Source organism: Paracoccus sp. PAR01, assembly GCF_014851995.1.
GTDB classification, from domain to species: domain Bacteria; phylum Pseudomonadota; class Alphaproteobacteria; order Rhodobacterales; family Rhodobacteraceae; genus Paracoccus; species Paracoccus litorisediminis.
Genome location: NZ_JACVAW010000001.1, coordinates 856,099 through 870,029, shown reverse-complemented (window position 1 = coordinate 870,029; position 13,931 = coordinate 856,099). Strand labels below are relative to the sequence as shown.

The window sequence follows — 13,931 nt, the reverse complement described above, 5'->3', positions numbered from 1 at the left end:
CCAGTCCTTGGCAATACGCGTTGTGACCCTAGCCGTCCCGGCGGGAATGGGCAACGCCGGGGGTGAACCGGCATTGCCACGCAAAGATCACATATTCGGGTAGTTCGGGCCGTCGCCGCCCTGCGGCGTGGTCCAGTTAATGTTCTGCGACGGGTCCTTGATGTCGCAGGTCTTGCAATGGACGCAGTTCTGGAAGTTGATCTGGAAGCGAGGGCCATCCTCGCCCTCCAGCACCTCATAGACGCCTGCCGGGCAGTAGCGCTGCGCGGGTTCGGCATATTCGGGCAGGTTCACGAGGATCGGGATCGAGGCATCCTTCAGCCGCAGGTGGCAGGGCTGCGATTCCTCATGGTTGGTGAAGCTGAAGGCGACGTTCGTCAGCCGGTCGAAGCTCAGCTTGCCATCCGGGCGCGGATAGTTGATCGGTTTGAAATCCTTGGCCTTGCCGGTGGTGGCGGCATCCGTCTTGCCATGTTTCCACGTCCCCAGCGGGTTCCAGCCGGTCAGGCTCGCCATCCACATGTCGAAGCCACCAAGGGCAAGGCTGGGCCACAGGCCAAGCTTGGACCAGATCGGCTTGACGTTGCGCACCGGCTTCAGGTCCTTGGCGATGGCGCCGCCGCGAACCTCGGTTTCATAGGCTGCCAGTTCGTCGCCCTCGCGGCCCGCGGCAATCGCTGCCGCCGCCGCCTCGGCTGCGGCGATGCCCGACAGCATGGCGTTGTGGTTGCCCTTGATGCGCGGCACGTTCACCAGACCGGCCGAGCAGCCCAGCAGCGCCGCGCCCGGCACGGTCAGTTTCGGGATCGACTGCCAGCCGCCTTCGCTGATTGCCCGCGCGCCGTAAGCCACGCGTTTGCCGCCCTCCAGCAGTTCCGCGACCATCGGGTGGTGCTTGAAGCGCTGGAACTCCATGTAGGGATACAGATAGGGGTTGGCATAATTCAGGTGGACGACGAAGCCGACCAGCACCTGATTGCCGCCAAGGTGATAGATGAAGCTGCCGCCACCGGCATTCTTGCCCAAGGGCCAGCCCATCGTGTGGGTGACTGTGCCGGGCTTCGCCTTGGCCGGGTCGATCTCCCAGATTTCCTTCATGCCTAGGCCGAACTTCTGCGGATCGTGACCGGCAGAGAGATCGTATTTCCCGATCAGCTCTTTGGCGAGGCTGCCGCGCACGCCTTCGGCGATCAGGACATATTTGCCGCGCAGCTCCATGCCGGGCTCATATTGCGGGCCGGGGGTGCCGTCGGCTTCCAGACCCATCTCGCCCGCGACGACGCCCACGACGCGGTCGCCCTCATAGACCAGTTGCGAACAGGCCATGCCGGGGAAAATCTCGACTTCCAGCGCCTCGGCCTGCTCGGCCAGCCAGCGGCAGACATTGCCCATGCTGACGATGTATTTGCCGTGGTTCGACATCAAAGGCGGCATCGGCCAGTTCGGGACACGGACCTGACCGGCCTCGCCCAGAATGTAGAAGTTGTCTTCCTTGACCTCGGTCTCGATGGGGGCGCCGCGTTCCTTCCAGTCGGGGATCAGCCGGTCCAGACCCGCCGTGTCCAGCACCGCGCCCGACAGGATATGCGCGCCGATCTCGCTGCCCTTTTCCAGCAGCACGACCGAAAGCTCGGGGTTGACTTGCTTCAGCCGGATCGCTGCCGACAGGCCCGCAGGTCCCCCGCCCACGATCACGACGTCATATTCCATGGACTCGCGAATGGTCTCGGTCATGGCTCGGCCCCCTTGCTCCCTGGCTCAATCTCTGCGCGACACAGGTAGCGTGTCACCTTGTCGCGGGCAATCCTGACGCAACGAAGGAGCGGCGGTTAACCTTGGGGCAAGATTGTCGGCAGAGGCATGGGCAAATGATCGCGGATGGCGTGGGGCGGGGCTTGAAACGCTTGGACAATCGCGCCACGATGCCCGAAATCGCTGGACGCCCTCGGTCTGAAAGGCCGGGGGCGTTCCAACACCTTGTTTCTCGTGATTATGCAGGCCGCCATCGGGCGACCGGAAGGACCGGAATGGAAAAGATACCGATGACCCGTGCGGGCTTTGATCTGCTGGACGAGGAGCTGCGCGAGCTGCGTTCGGTTGACCGTCCGGCTGTCATCCGCGCCATCGCCGAGGCGCGAGAGCATGGCGATCTGTCGGAAAACGCGGAATATCACGCCGCACGCGAGAAGCAGAGCTTTGTCGAAGGCCGCATCAAGGAGCTTGAGGGCATCATCTCGCGCGCCGAGGTCATCGACCCGTCGAAATTCTCGGGCAGCGTCAAGTTCGGCGCGACCGTGACCCTTCTGGACGAGGATACCGAGGAGGAGCGCACGTATCAGATCGTCGGCGAGGCCGAGGCCGATCTGGAACGCGGGCTTCTGAACATGCGCTCGCCGCTGGCGCGTGCGCTGATCGGCAAAGAGGAAGGCGACAGCGTCGAGGTCGTCACCCCCGGTGGCGGAAAATCCTATGAGATCATTTCGATCCGTTTCATCTGAATGGGGGGCGAGCGCATGAGTGCGCTCGAATCCCTGCGCCGGGTCGCGGCCGAACAATCCCGCGACCGGCTGCCGCTCATCGGTGCCGTGGCCAGCGTGGTCTGGCTGGCGCTGGTGGCGCTGTTTGCCTGGCTGGGCAGTGGACCCAAGGCAGAGCCGAGTTCATGGCTGGTCTGGCTGATGGGCGTGGCGCTGCCGCTGGGGCTGATCTGGTTCGGCATCTGGTCGGCCCGCAGTCTGGCGCTGCTGCGCCAAGAGGCCGACGACCTGCGTGCCAGCCTGCACCAGATGCGCCTGCAGCCCGACGACCCCGCCGAGCCGCGCCTGCATCCGCGCCGCCCGCCCGCGCCACAGCCGCGCCCTGCGCCTGAGCGCCGCGCCGCTGCCCCAGCCCCCGACAATGCGCAGTCGCGGCTGGATATTGATCCGGCGCCCATCCCCGAACTGACCCCGACCGAGCTGTTCCTTGCGCTGAATTTCCCCGACGGCCCCGAAGATCACGAGGCGATCCGCTGCCTGCATCTGGCGCTTGGCGATCCCGCGCTGGCACGGCTGATCCGCGCCGCGCAGGACGTGGTGACTTTGCTGGCGGGGCAGGGGGTCTATATGGACGATCTGGAACTGCCGGAAACCGACCCCGCCTTATGGCGCAGCCTTGCTGGCGGCGCGCGGGGGGCGGAAGTCGCCGGGCTTGCGGTCATTGAGGACGAGGCTGCGCTGGACGCCGCCACCGGGCTGATGCGCAAGGACGAGGTGTTTCGCGATGTCGCGCATCATTTCCTGCGCCACTTCGACCGGTTGCTGTCGCGCCGGGCCGAAACCGATGATGCAGTAGTGCTGTCGGTCCTGGGCGAATCGCGCTCGGGGCGGGCTTTTCTGCTGCTGGCACAGGCCAGCGGCATGCTGACCCGCGCGGACAGCTAGACCGGCAGCCGCATGACATGGGCGCGGCCGCGCCAGGGCCAGCCCAGCCGCTGTCGTCCCGAAAGCTGGAAGTCCAGCGCCTGCCACGCGGCCAAGGCATCGCCGTTCCGGGCCTCGACCTCGACCATCAGGGCGGGATGGCCCAGATCGCGGGCACACAAGGCTGCCGCCTGAACCAGAGCGCGGGCAATGCCGCAGCCGCGCCATTGCGGGCGCACCGCCACCCCGTCAAGGATCAGGTCCGCGGTTTCCGCGCCGCTTAGATGCAGCAGGCTGGAGAGGTGCCGCAGACGGCCCCGAACTGGTCCGAACACCCGCCGAAAATCCGCCCCGGAAAGCGACAAGAACCCGCCATCCGGTCCGCGCAGCCCGGCGATACCCACCAGCGCCCCCGATGGCGTCAGGGCGACCAGCGCGCGGTCGGGATGCATGGCGCGCGCCACCAGCGCGATTCCCTCGCGCGCCGGGGTGGGCAAGGGCACCAGCCCCGGCCCAAAGCCCCGCCAATACAGCCGCGCCGCCGCGCCGCGCAGATGCGGCGGCACGCCATGGCGGATCCGGACGCGCTGTTGCTTGATTGCGGTCAAATCCCGGTCACCCTTGCGCCTGCCCTGTGCTTTGGCCAATCTGTGCCCCATCCCTAGCGCATGCAAAGCCGTTTCCGCCATGACATATCCTGACAGCCCTCCGGCGATCTCGCCCGAGGTCGAACCCGTGCTGACCCCTGACCAGCGCCGCGCACTGGCGCGTAGCCCTGCGCAATGCCTGCGCCACGGCTTTGTGCAATCGCTGCCCTTCATCCTTGTGCTGGTGCCCTTTGGCCTGCTGTTCGGGGTGCTTTCGGCCGAGGCCGGGCTGGATCTGGCGCAGGTCATGGGCTTTTCGGTCCTTGTGCTGGCGGGGGCGTCGCAGTTTACCGCCGTGCAATTGCTGACCGACCATGCGCCGACCGTCATCATCCTGCTGTCGGCCCTGGCGGTGAACCTGCGCATGGCAATGTATTCAGCCTCGTTGGTGCCGTGGCTGGGGGATGCGACGCCAAGGCAAAGGGGGCTGGTCGCCTATCTGCTGATCGACCAGACCTATGCCCTGTCGATCCAGCATTTCGAGAACAATCCCCGCCTGCGCATGGATCAGAGGCTGGCCTATTTCGCCGGAACCGCGATCTGCGCCTGCGTGCCGTGGCTTATCGCCAGCGCGCTGGGCTTCCAGCTGGGCCGGGCCATCCCGGAAAGCTGGGCGCTGGATTTCGCGCTGCCGATCACCTTCTTTGCCATGGTCGCGCCGATGCTGCGCAGTCCCGCGCATATCGCGGCGGCGGGGGTTTCGATCATTGCCGCGCTGGTGTTTACCGTCCTGCCTTCTGGGCTGGGCATCCTGTTGGCCGCGCCTTTGGCCATGGCCACGGGTGCGATTGTCGAGAAGCGCATGGAACGGCTGAAGGGAGAGCTGAAATGAGCGGGTTCGATCTGAAGATCTGGTTCGTGATTCTTGTTCTGGGAATCGGAACCTACCTGATCCGCTGGTCCTTTCTGGGCGCGATCGGCAACCGGGCGATTCCCGAATGGGCGGCGCGCGCGCTGCGCTACACGCCGGTCGCGGTGCTGCCGGCGATTGCCGCGCCGCTGGTCGTCTGGCCCGCCGCGACCGAGGGCCAGACCGATCCGGTGCGCCTGACCGCTGCGGCGGTCACGCTGGGGGTCGGGCTTTTGACCCGCAACACGCTGCTGGCGATTGTCGCGGGCCTGATCACCCTGTTCGGGATGCTTTACCTCAGCGCGTGAAGCTGGCCGTCGTTTCCGTAGCCGGTGACGACGCCGTTCTTCTGGCGCAGCAGCACGTCATGGTTGTTGGCCGGGTCGCCATCCATGTGCTTTTTCGAGGTGACGCCGGGCTGGGTCAGGAACCAGCGCCGCAGCTTCAGCGGCGAGAAGCCGGTCGGCGCGCCCTCGAATCCGGGGACGCGACGCAGCACCTGACCGGTCGAGACGCCACAGAAGGTCTTGTTCGCGGGGCCCTGCATTTCGGCAGAGCGGATCGCAGCCTCGGCCACGGCCAGCGGCACCTGAATGGTGTCCTCGGCCACCCAATAGGTCGAGCGGGCGTGGTAATCGATGTAGAAATTCTTGAAATTCGGCGTGATGCCATACAGCACGTCATGCCGTTCCGGGATCGACGGATGATTCCAGCTGCCCGCGGGGTCATAGATCACCCGCTGCGTGCCATTGATCATCAGCGCGGAATGCCCGCCCTCGCCCTTGGGAATGCCGATGACGGTCAGAAGCGTGATCGAGGGCGGCTCACCCGACACGTAGCGCGCCTTGCGCACGGCCTCGTCGCTGGCCCAGATATTGTCAGCACCGCAGGCCGCAAGCGTGGCCGGCAGCGCCAGCGCGAGGAAGGCACGCCTTTGCATTGTCAATCTCCGAAGGTGGGGTCAGGCGTTGCTGAGCGCCATGAAGGTCAGGACGCCGATCGCAAGGACGCAGGTCCAGACCGAGAACTTGATGAAGCCCGCAAAGGTCTTCTCGTGATGGCTGATGTCCATCTCGCCATGCTTGTGTTCGGTGATCTCGTGATGCGAGGCCATGTGTCCCCCTGTTCGCAACGCGGCTTGGGCCAAGGGATAGCCGATGCCCAAGCCCCTGTCACGCCCCCCAGAGGGTTGCGCCGTCGCCGGTCTTGCCGATGGGCCACACCCGTCCGGTGGCGCGCAGGTGGTTGATATGGCCCGCCGCCTCGGCCAGGGCGAGGGCGAATTCCGGTTTGCCGATCATCCGGCGATACAGCAGGTCGAAGCAGCCAATGGTGGTGCGCGGCTGGTCGCGCAGGCCTGCCAACAGGCGTTCGATGGCGGAATTTTGGTTGTCGATCAACTGCCGCAGCCGGGTCGGCAGGCCGCGATAGGGCAGCTTGTGGCCGGGCAGGATCAGCTGATCGGGCCGGGCATGGGGCATCAGCCGTTGGCAGGATGCGATCCACGCGCCGACGGTATCGGCCCCCGGCTCATTGGGATAGACCCCCAGATTGGGCGAGATCGACCCCAGCAACTGGTCGCCCCCGATCACCAGATCGTCGTCCAAGGACCACAGCGTGACATGTTCGGGGGCGTGACCCTCGCCCATGCGCACGGTCCAGCGGCGATTGCCGAAGCTGACCACATCGCCTTCGGACAGGCGGTGATAGCCGGGCGGCAGCGGGCTTGAGGCATCGGACATGTTGAAGGGGCGCTCGGCCGCGCGTTCCAGAATCGCGTCGGGCTCCATCCCGGCCTCGCGCCAGAAGGCGATGGCCTGCGGGGTCGGGCGTTCCTGCACGTCAAGGATGCTCATCCGCGCCATCAGCCATGCCGTGCGCGAGGTCCACAGCTCGGCCCCCAGCGACTGGAACCAGCCGGCAAGGCCGATATGGTCCAGATGGTGATGGGTGGCGATCAGCCGGTGGACCGGTGCATCGGACAGCGGACCTGCCAGCAATTGCTGCCAGATCTCGCGCCCATGGCGGGAATCGATGCCGGTATCGACCACGGTCCAGCCATCATCGTCGCGAAAGGCATAGACGTTGACCGTGGTCGGCTTGAACGGCAGGGGCATCTGCATCCACAGAACCCCTGGCGCGATTTCATGCGCTTCGCCCGCGGCGGGCGCTATGTCGGTCAGGTTCTGGATCACACCGTCATCTGACCAAGGAACAGGTCGTCGTCAAGCGCTTCCAGATCGGCGACACCCGCCTTGGCTGCGGCCAGATCGCCGGCGAATTGCGGCAGGACGCGGGTGATATGGACGCGCGCCAGAGTGACGCTGCCGCCCTGCATCGCCGAGATCAGGTGGTAATGCGCGCCCAGAACCCGGGCAAAGGCCGACAGATAGGGCACCGCGCCCGCGAAACGGTCGGGCAGGGCGCTGTCCAGCAGCTCCAGCGTGGTTTCACGCAGGGTCTCCGCCGCCTGCCAGACGTGATTGGCAAGCTCGGGGAACGCGGCCTGCGCGGCTTTCGCGCTGTCGAGGATCTCATCGAGCAGGGCGGTCGCGGCAGCACCGCCATCGGCGAATTTGCGGCCGACCAGATCCATCGCCTGAATGCCGTTCGTGCCCTCATAGATCGAGGTGATGCGGACATCGCGCAGATACTGGGCGATGCCGGTTTCCTCAATGTAACCCATGCCGCCATGTACCTGCACGGCGGTATCGGCGACGCGGGTGCCGACATCGGTGCCATAGGCCTTGGCTATCGGGGTCAGGAAGGCGGCGCGGGCAGCCCATTCGGCCTCGCCGGTGGCACGGGCCATGTCGATGGCGACGGCGCAGGCGAAACAGATCGAGCGGGCGGCAAAGACCTCGGCGCGCGAGGTGGCCAGCATCCGGCGCACATCGGGATGGCGGATGATCGGACCAAACTGGTTGCGCTCGGTGGCATAGAGGGTGGCCTGCTGCAGCGCGGCCTCGCCCTGCGCGACGCCCTGCACCCCGACGCCAAGGCGGGCGCAGTTCATCATCGTGAACATCGCGGCCATGCCCTTGTGTTCCTGGCCGACCAGCCAGCCCTTGGCGCCCTCGAAGCTCATGACGCAGGTGGGCGAGCCATGGATGCCCAGCTTGTGCTCAAGGCTGACCACACGCAGATCGTTGGCAATGCCGGGATTGCCATCGGCATCGGGGATGAATTTCGGGACCATGAACAGGCTGATGCCCTTGGTCCCCGCGCCGCCATCGGGCAGGCGTGCCAGCACCAGATGGCAGACATTGCTGGTGACGTCGCTGTCGCCCCAGGTAATGAAGATCTTTTGCCCAGTGACGCGGTAGGTGCCGTCCTCGGCGCGTTCGGCCTTGGTGGTCAGCGCGCCCACGTCGGAACCGGCACCCGGCTCGGTCAGGTTCATCGTGCCCGACCATTCGCCCGAGTTCAGCTTGGGCAGGTACAGCGCCTTCAGTTCTTCGCTGCCGTGATGCTCCAGCGCCTCGATCTGGCCTTGGGTCAGCATCGGGTTCAGCTGCAGCGCCAGACAGGCCGAGGCGACCATCTCGTTTACGGCCATGTTCAGCGCCTGCGGCAGGCCCATGCCGCCATATTCGGGATTGGCCGCCAGCCCGATCCAGCCACCTTCGGCCAGCGCGGTAAACGCCTCGGCGAAACCGGGGCTGGAGCGCAGCGCGCCGTTTTCCAGCCGGGCCGGGGTCAGGTCGCCGGCGCGGTTCACCGGGGCAATGATCTCGGTGGCGATGCGGCCGGCTTCGGTCAGGATGGATTTGACCGTTTCGGCGGTTGCTTCGGCAAAGATGTCGGTGCGCGACACTTCGGGAAGGCCGACGACCTCGTTCAGGATGAACTCGATCTGTTCGACGGGCGCGTTATATGGCATGGTCCTCTTCCCTTCGCGCCTTGGCAAATCTTATCCGGGCGCATAACTGATCCTCTTGTCGGCCGATCATATGAGCGGCGCGAAAGCCATCAACCACAACCCCACGTAACAAATGCACACGCGCCTTCTTTCCCCGGATGATCAAGGCCTTGCCATCGCTTGCGACTGGCTCTCGCAGGGTGACCTTGTCGCCATGCCGACCGAGACGGTTTACGGCCTTGCGGGCGATGCAAGAAACGCCACCGCCGTTGCCCGCATCTATGAGGCCAAGGGCCGGCCCAGCTTCAACCCGCTGATCGTGCATCTGCCTGATCGACTGGCGGCCGAAAAGATTGCGCATTTCGATGAATCGGCGCGGGCGCTGGCGCAGGCCTTCTGGCCGGGGGCGCTGACCATGGTGCTGCCGTTGCGCGAGAATGCGGGCATCGCGTCCTTGGTGACGGCGGGGCTGAATACGGTGGCGCTGCGGGTTCCGGCGCATCCGGCGGCGCATGCGCTGCTGCAGCGTTTCGGCGGGCCGCTGGCCGCGCCCTCGGCCAATCCTTCGGGGCGGATCAGTCCGACCACGGCGGCGCATGTCGCCGATCCCGATTCGGGTCTGGGCGGGCGGATTCCGGCGGTTCTGGATGCGGGATCGTGCCCGGTCGGCGTCGAATCGACGATCATTGGCTGGGTCGATGGTCAGCCCGCGCTGCTGCGACCGGGCGGAATTGCCGCCGAGGCGATCGAGGAGGTGCTGGGCCAGTCCCTGATCCGCCCCGCGATCAATCCCGATGCGCCGAATGCGCCGGGACAGCTGACCAGCCACTACGCGCCGCGCGCCAGCCTGCGGCTGAACGCGGAAACGGCCGGACCGGACGAGGTGATGATCGGTTTCGGCAAGGTCGGCGGAGAATTGACGCTGAGCGCCTCGGGCGATCTGACCGAGGCGGCGGCGCGGCTGTTCGATCTGCTGCGGCAGGCCGATGCAATGGGTCGCCCGATTGCGGTGGCCGCGGTTCCCGAAACCGGTCTGGGCGCGGCGATCAACGACCGCCTGCGCCGCGCGGCAGCGCCCCGCTAGGCGCGGCCCGCGCTGGGGGACAGCACCAGCGGGTCGATCCCCAGACCCTTCAGCGCCGCACGCCACTTGCCGGAATTGTCCGCGCCAAAGATCAGCTCATCCAGCCGTTCGCTGGTCAGCCAGCCATTGTCCAGAATCTCGCTGTCCAACTGGCCCGGACCCCATCCGGCATAGCCAAGCGCCAGCATGGCGGGCTGAGGGCCGCGGCCATGGGCGAAATCCTCAAGAATGTCGCGGGTGGTGGACATGGCCAGATCGTCGGCGATGCGCATCCGGGTCTCGTCCAGTTCATCGCCCTTGGGGATGCGGTGCAGCACAAAGCCGCGCCCGGGTTCGACCGGGCCGCCGAAGCGGACGGGGATGTCCAGCGTATCGGCCCCGGTATCTATGCCCAGTTGCGCCAGCAGATCCGAGAAGCCCACCTCGGGCATCGGCCGGTTCACCACCAGCCCCATCGCACCATCCTCGGAATGCGCGCAGATCAGAATGACGGAATGCTCGAATCTGGGGTCGCGCATGCCGGGCATCGCGATCAGCATCTTGCCGGTCAGATCGGCCGAACTGTCCAAAGCCTGCTCCTTCTTCTTTCCCCAAAGATCGGCCCTGACGCGATGTTTCGCAAGAGTGTGCTGCCCTTTGTCGTGAATGTGACTTCACCAGATGCGCCTGTGCCACCTATGAATGCAGGCATGAAATGGTGTGCTTTCCTTTTGGTTTCAGTGGCTCCGGCATTTGCGCAGGGCGGGGTCGGACAGGTTGACGCGGCGGGGGTCGAACACCCGCCGGGGCTGGTCTCGGCCGAGTTGCTGCCCGGTTGGGTCACGCCCGAGGGCAATCGCATGACTGCCCTGGCGCTGCGGCTGGAACCGGGCTGGAAAACCTATTGGCGCAGCCCCGGCGATGCCGGCGTGCCGCCGCATTTCGATTGGCAGGGTTCAAGCAATCTGGGTCAGGTGACGATGCACTGGCCCCGTCCCGAGACCATCGAATCGGGTGGTGAGCGTACGCTGGGCTATCACGACATGCTGGTCCTGCCGATCGAGATCGCGCCTGCGGATACAACTGGTGCTGTCGATCTGGCGACGACGGTGGATTTCGGTCTGTGCGATGACATCTGCGTTCCGGTGCAGGTGCGGCTGACCGCGCCGCCCGCCGGTTCCGCGCCCGATCCCGCGATTCAGGCCGCATTGGCACAGGTTCCCGAAACCTCGACCGCACGCCCGCAATGCCGCGTCGAGGAAATCGAGGACGGCATGCGCGTCACCGCCAGTTTCGACCATCAGGATGCGCCGGAAGTGGCGATGGAACTGCAAGCCGATAAGGTCTGGGTCTCGCAGCCAGAACTGGGGCGGCAGGGCGACCGGCTGACCGCCAGCGCCGATTTCGTGGCCGAGTCGGGCAAGCCCTTTGCGCTGGACACGAATGCGCTGCGGCTGACGCTGATCGGCCCGGACCGGGCGACCGAGTATCTGGGCTGCGATACGGTGACGGATTAAAGCCCCAGATTAAAGCCCCAACCGGGCCGAGACGGACAGAAGATCGGCCCACGCCTCGCGCTTGGCCAAGGGCGTGCGCAGCAGATAGGCCGGGTGGGTCATCGGCAGGGCGGGCAGGCCAAAGGCCTCGGTCCAGTCGCCGCGCAGCCGCAGGATGCCCTGCTGGTTCAGCGCCGCGATGCAGGGTGTGTTGCCCATCAGAATCAGGATTTCCGGCTGCGCCAATTCGACATGGCGGCGCAGGAAAGGCAGCATCAAGGCGATTTCCGCAGGCTCGGGGCGGCGATTGCCCGGCGGACGCCAAGGCAGGACATTGGTGATGTACAGCGCCCGTTCGGCATCGACCGCATCGCGCGCCAGACCGATCGCGGCGAACATCCGGTCCAGAAGCTGCCCGGCGCGACCGACAAAGGGGCGGCCCTGCAGGTCTTCTTCCTCGCCCGGAGCCTCGCCGATCACCATGACCCGCGCGCCGGGGCGACCATCGGCAAAGCAGAAATTGCGCGCGCCCTTGCGCAGGTCGATGGCCTCGAATGCCTCTTGCGCCTCGGCCAGGGCGGCCAGCGTCGTGGCCCCTGCGGCCATGCCCTCGGCCAGTGTGACCAGATCGCGGCCCTCATCGCGGGGGGCAGGGGGCGGGGCCACTGCAGCCGCCGGGGCGGGCGTTATGCGATCGGGCAGGTCATATCGGTCCAGCGGATCGTCAAGGCATGGCTCATCCGCGCCCAGCTCGGCCTGCCATTGCAGAAGAGCCAGCGCGGTCTGCGCATCCAGCGCGAATCCCCGATAGGTCGGATCAGCCGTCATGCCCGCCAAGCTAAGGCCCGCAGGCCGCACGGGCAAGCCATGGCCTGCCCGTCTGCGGTCAGGTCACTGCGACTGGGTCAGCGGCGTGGTGCCGCCGCCCATCCCGATCAACCGCTGAATCAGCGGCTTGGCGGTCGGGCCGATGCGGTCACAGGCCTCCGGATCGTCCAGCAGCTTGAAGGCGGGGCCGTAATAGCTGCGGTCATAGGTGGTCGCATCCAGTCCCAGTTTGTCGGCCAGCTTGTCCCCGGTGCCGGTGATCAGCGTCCATTCGCCATCGGTGACCTCGTATCCCGGGCAGTTCGAGGTGATGACATTCACATTGGCCAGCTCTGCGATCAGCGCCTTGGCCTGATCGGCGCTCAACCCCGAGACATCGGGCAACTGGACCGTGACGCCCCCGTCGGCCAGCGCCATTCCGGCCAGTGTCATGCCAGCCGAGAGGGCCAGCGCTCCGGCCACTGCCGTGAGTGCATGCATGGGTTTTCCCTTTATTCCGATTGCCCGGCCATCCGGCCCGATGGGCCTGTCACACGCAACCCAATTCGCCGTGAACTTGACGGGGCGGACCCACCCCGCTACGCGGATTTCCAAACGTCGAGTTGCACGAGAGGATGCCTTGCGATGACCACCCATTCCCTGCTGATCCTGCCCGGTGACGGCATCGGTCCCGAAGTGATGACCGAGGTGCGCAAGGTCATTGACTGGTTCCAGACGAACAAGGGCATCCAGTTCGATGTCAGCGAGGATCTGGTCGGCGGCGCCGCCTATGACAAGCATGGCGTGCCGCTGGCGGACGAGACCATGCAGAAGGCGCAGGAAGTCGATGCCGTGCTGCTGGGCGCGGTCGGCGGCCCGGCCTATGACAATCTGGATTTCTCGGTGAAGCCCGAGCGTGGGCTGCTGCGCCTGCGCAAGGAAATGGACCTGTTCGCGAACCTGCGCCCGGCGCAATGCTTCGACGCGCTGGCCGATTTTTCCTCGCTGAAGCGCGAGATCGTCGCCGGTCTGGATATCCTGATCGTGCGCGAACTGACCTCGGGCGTCTATTTCGGCGAACCGCGCGGCATTCATTCCGACGACAACAACCCGCAAAACGAGGGTGGCCGCGTCGGCATCAACACCCAGCGCTACACCTCGGGCGAAATTCGCCGTGTCGCGCGTGCGGCCTTTGAGCTGGCCAAGAAGCGCGGCAATCGCGTCTGCTCGATGGAAAAAGCCAACGTCATGGAATCGGGCATCCTGTGGCGCGAGGAAGTGCAATGGGTCCACGACAACGAATACCCGGAAGTCGAACTGTCGCACATGTATGCCGATAACGGTGCCATGCAGCTGGTGCGTCGTCCGAACCAGTTCGACGTGATCGTGACCGACAACCTGTTCGGCGACATCCTGTCCGACGCGGCGGCGATGCTGACCGGTTCGCTGGGCATGCTGCCCTCGGCCAGCCTTGGCGCGCCGATGGCGAATGGCCGTCCGAAAGCCATGTACGAGCCCGTCCACGGCTCGGCCCCCGACATCACCGGGCAGGGCAAGGCCAACCCGATCGCCTGTATCCTCAGCTTCGCCATGGCGTTGCGCTACAGCTACGATCTGGGGGCCGAGGCCGACCTGCTGGAAAAGGCGATCGAGAAAGTTCTGGCGGATGGCGTACGCACCGCCGATCTGATGGGCCCGGATGGCGGCACGCCAGTCTCGACCTCGCAGATGGGGGACAAGATCGTCGAGGCCCTGTCCGCGCTCTGATCCACTGCCGCGCCCGCCCTTACCGGCGGGCGCAGTCA

The 13,931-nt window shown here is 65.9% G+C and carries 16 protein-coding genes; 7 read left to right on the top strand and 9 right to left on the bottom strand.

Features of this window, described 5'->3' with window-relative positions; translation table 11 throughout:
• Nucleotides 1–87: 87 nt before the first annotated feature.
• On the bottom strand, nucleotides 88–1,734 hold the full coding sequence (locus IB235_RS04415) for an electron transfer flavoprotein-ubiquinone oxidoreductase (RefSeq protein WP_192335798.1): 1,647 nt from the start codon (nucleotides 1,732–1,734) through the stop codon (nucleotides 88–90).
• A 293-nt stretch (nucleotides 1,735–2,027) separates the two neighbouring features.
• On the opposite strand from IB235_RS04415, the gene greA reads away from it, so the two are divergent.
• Nucleotides 2,028–2,498: a transcription elongation factor GreA gene (greA, locus tag IB235_RS04410; RefSeq protein WP_170297599.1), complete on the top strand. Its 471-nt coding sequence runs from the start codon at nucleotides 2,028–2,030 to the stop codon at nucleotides 2,496–2,498.
• Nucleotides 2,499–2,513: 15 nt separating this feature from the next.
• Entirely contained in the window at nucleotides 2,514–3,422 is a 909-nt protein-coding gene (locus IB235_RS04405; protein ID WP_192335796.1) for a hypothetical protein, read from the top strand.
• On the opposite strand, the gene IB235_RS04400 is transcribed toward IB235_RS04405, so the two are convergent.
• Nucleotides 3,419–4,048, bottom strand: coding sequence for an N-acetyltransferase (locus IB235_RS04400; protein WP_225612036.1), 630 nt, complete (start codon nucleotides 4,046–4,048; stop codon nucleotides 3,419–3,421). The genes IB235_RS04405 and IB235_RS04400 overlap by 4 nt on opposite strands.
• 40 nt (nucleotides 4,049–4,088) lie before the next feature.
• On the opposite strand from IB235_RS04400, the gene IB235_RS04395 reads away from it, so the two are divergent.
• Nucleotides 4,089–4,880 (top strand): AzlC family ABC transporter permease, encoded by a 792-nt coding sequence (locus IB235_RS04395; RefSeq protein WP_192335792.1) that lies wholly within the window; start codon nucleotides 4,089–4,091, stop codon nucleotides 4,878–4,880.
• Entirely contained in the window at nucleotides 4,877–5,206 is a 330-nt protein-coding gene (locus IB235_RS04390) for an AzlD domain-containing protein (RefSeq protein ID WP_155038370.1), read from the top strand. Before IB235_RS04395 ends, IB235_RS04390 begins: the two co-directional genes overlap by 4 nt.
• On the opposite strand, the gene IB235_RS04385 is transcribed toward IB235_RS04390, so the two are convergent.
• The 4 genes from IB235_RS04385 to IB235_RS04370 form a co-directional block, all read right to left on the bottom strand.
• Entirely contained in the window at nucleotides 5,191–5,838 is a 648-nt protein-coding gene (locus IB235_RS04385) for a hypothetical protein (protein ID WP_192335790.1), read from the bottom strand. The two genes, IB235_RS04390 and IB235_RS04385, sit on opposite strands and share 16 nt — an antisense overlap.
• A gap of 21 nt (nucleotides 5,839–5,859) precedes the next feature.
• A complete protein-coding gene (locus tag IB235_RS04380; protein WP_155038368.1) occupies nucleotides 5,860–6,012 on the bottom strand; it encodes an aa3-type cytochrome c oxidase subunit IV in 153 nt (50 codons plus the stop codon).
• 58 nt (nucleotides 6,013–6,070) lie between these two features.
• Entirely contained in the window at nucleotides 6,071–7,021 is a 951-nt protein-coding gene (locus tag IB235_RS04375) for an MBL fold metallo-hydrolase (RefSeq protein WP_192335788.1), read from the bottom strand.
• Between the two features lie 68 nt (nucleotides 7,022–7,089).
• Complete coding sequence (locus tag IB235_RS04370; protein WP_192335786.1) at nucleotides 7,090–8,781, bottom strand: acyl-CoA dehydrogenase; 1,692 nt, start codon at nucleotides 8,779–8,781, stop codon at nucleotides 7,090–7,092.
• Between the two features lie 112 nt (nucleotides 8,782–8,893).
• On the opposite strand from IB235_RS04370, the gene IB235_RS04365 reads away from it, so the two are divergent.
• Entirely contained in the window at nucleotides 8,894–9,844 is a 951-nt protein-coding gene (locus IB235_RS04365; RefSeq protein ID WP_192335784.1) for an L-threonylcarbamoyladenylate synthase, read from the top strand.
• Here the strand turns inward: IB235_RS04365 and IB235_RS04360 are convergent.
• A complete protein-coding gene (locus IB235_RS04360) occupies nucleotides 9,841–10,413 on the bottom strand; it encodes a YqgE/AlgH family protein (RefSeq protein ID WP_155038364.1) in 573 nt (190 codons plus the stop codon). The two genes, IB235_RS04365 and IB235_RS04360, sit on opposite strands and share 4 nt — an antisense overlap.
• Nucleotides 10,414–10,533: 120 nt before the next feature.
• Between IB235_RS04360 and IB235_RS04355 the strand changes: the two genes are divergently transcribed.
• Entirely contained in the window at nucleotides 10,534–11,340 is an 807-nt protein-coding gene (locus tag IB235_RS04355) for a protein-disulfide reductase DsbD domain-containing protein (RefSeq protein ID WP_192335782.1), read from the top strand.
• Nucleotides 11,341–11,349: 9 nt separating this feature from the next.
• Here the strand turns inward: IB235_RS04355 and IB235_RS04350 are convergent, their stop codons facing one another.
• Both IB235_RS04350 and IB235_RS04345 read right to left on the bottom strand, forming a co-directional pair.
• Nucleotides 11,350–12,147, bottom strand: a complete 798-nt coding sequence (locus IB235_RS04350; protein WP_192335780.1) for a uracil-DNA glycosylase — start codon at nucleotides 12,145–12,147, stop codon at nucleotides 11,350–11,352.
• Nucleotides 12,148–12,210: 63 nt separating this feature from the next.
• The gene (locus tag IB235_RS04345) at nucleotides 12,211–12,627 is read right to left on the bottom strand and encodes a hypothetical protein (protein ID WP_155038361.1); all 417 of its coding nucleotides are present in this window, start codon (nucleotides 12,625–12,627) and stop codon (nucleotides 12,211–12,213) included.
• A 144-nt stretch (nucleotides 12,628–12,771) separates the two neighbouring features.
• Here IB235_RS04345 and leuB point away from each other — a divergent pair, with 144 nt between their 5' ends.
• A complete protein-coding gene (gene leuB / locus IB235_RS04340) occupies nucleotides 12,772–13,893 on the top strand; it encodes a 3-isopropylmalate dehydrogenase (protein WP_155038360.1) in 1,122 nt (373 codons plus the stop codon).
• The last annotated feature ends 38 nt before the right edge of the window (nucleotides 13,894–13,931 follow it).

Bases quoted from the DNA above. Each gene is read 5' to 3' on its own strand.
- IB235_RS04415 (WP_192335798.1), bottom strand. From the start codon at position 1,734: ATGACCGAGACCATTCGCGAGTCCATGGAATATGACGTCGTGATCGTG.
- greA (WP_170297599.1), top strand. From the start codon at position 2,028: ATGGAAAAGATACCGATGACCCGTGCGGGCTTTGATCTGCTGGACGAG.
- IB235_RS04405 (WP_192335796.1), top strand. From the start codon at position 2,514: ATGAGTGCGCTCGAATCCCTGCGCCGGGTCGCGGCCGAACAATCCCGC.
- IB235_RS04395 (WP_192335792.1), top strand. From the start codon at position 4,089: ATGACATATCCTGACAGCCCTCCGGCGATCTCGCCCGAGGTCGAACCC.
- IB235_RS04390 (WP_155038370.1), top strand. From the start codon at position 4,877: ATGAGCGGGTTCGATCTGAAGATCTGGTTCGTGATTCTTGTTCTGGGA.
- IB235_RS04385 (WP_192335790.1), bottom strand. From the start codon at position 5,838: ATGCAAAGGCGTGCCTTCCTCGCGCTGGCGCTGCCGGCCACGCTTGCG.
- IB235_RS04380 (WP_155038368.1), bottom strand. From the start codon at position 6,012: ATGGCCTCGCATCACGAGATCACCGAACACAAGCATGGCGAGATGGAC.
- IB235_RS04375 (WP_192335788.1), bottom strand. From the start codon at position 7,021: ATGCAGATGCCCCTGCCGTTCAAGCCGACCACGGTCAACGTCTATGCC.
- IB235_RS04370 (WP_192335786.1), bottom strand. From the start codon at position 8,781: ATGCCATATAACGCGCCCGTCGAACAGATCGAGTTCATCCTGAACGAG.
- IB235_RS04365 (WP_192335784.1), top strand. From the start codon at position 8,894: ATGCACACGCGCCTTCTTTCCCCGGATGATCAAGGCCTTGCCATCGCT.
- IB235_RS04355 (WP_192335782.1), top strand. From the start codon at position 10,534: ATGAAATGGTGTGCTTTCCTTTTGGTTTCAGTGGCTCCGGCATTTGCG.
- IB235_RS04350 (WP_192335780.1), bottom strand. From the start codon at position 12,147: ATGACGGCTGATCCGACCTATCGGGGATTCGCGCTGGATGCGCAGACC.
- IB235_RS04345 (WP_155038361.1), bottom strand. From the start codon at position 12,627: ATGCATGCACTCACGGCAGTGGCCGGAGCGCTGGCCCTCTCGGCTGGC.
- leuB (WP_155038360.1), top strand. From the start codon at position 12,772: ATGACCACCCATTCCCTGCTGATCCTGCCCGGTGACGGCATCGGTCCC.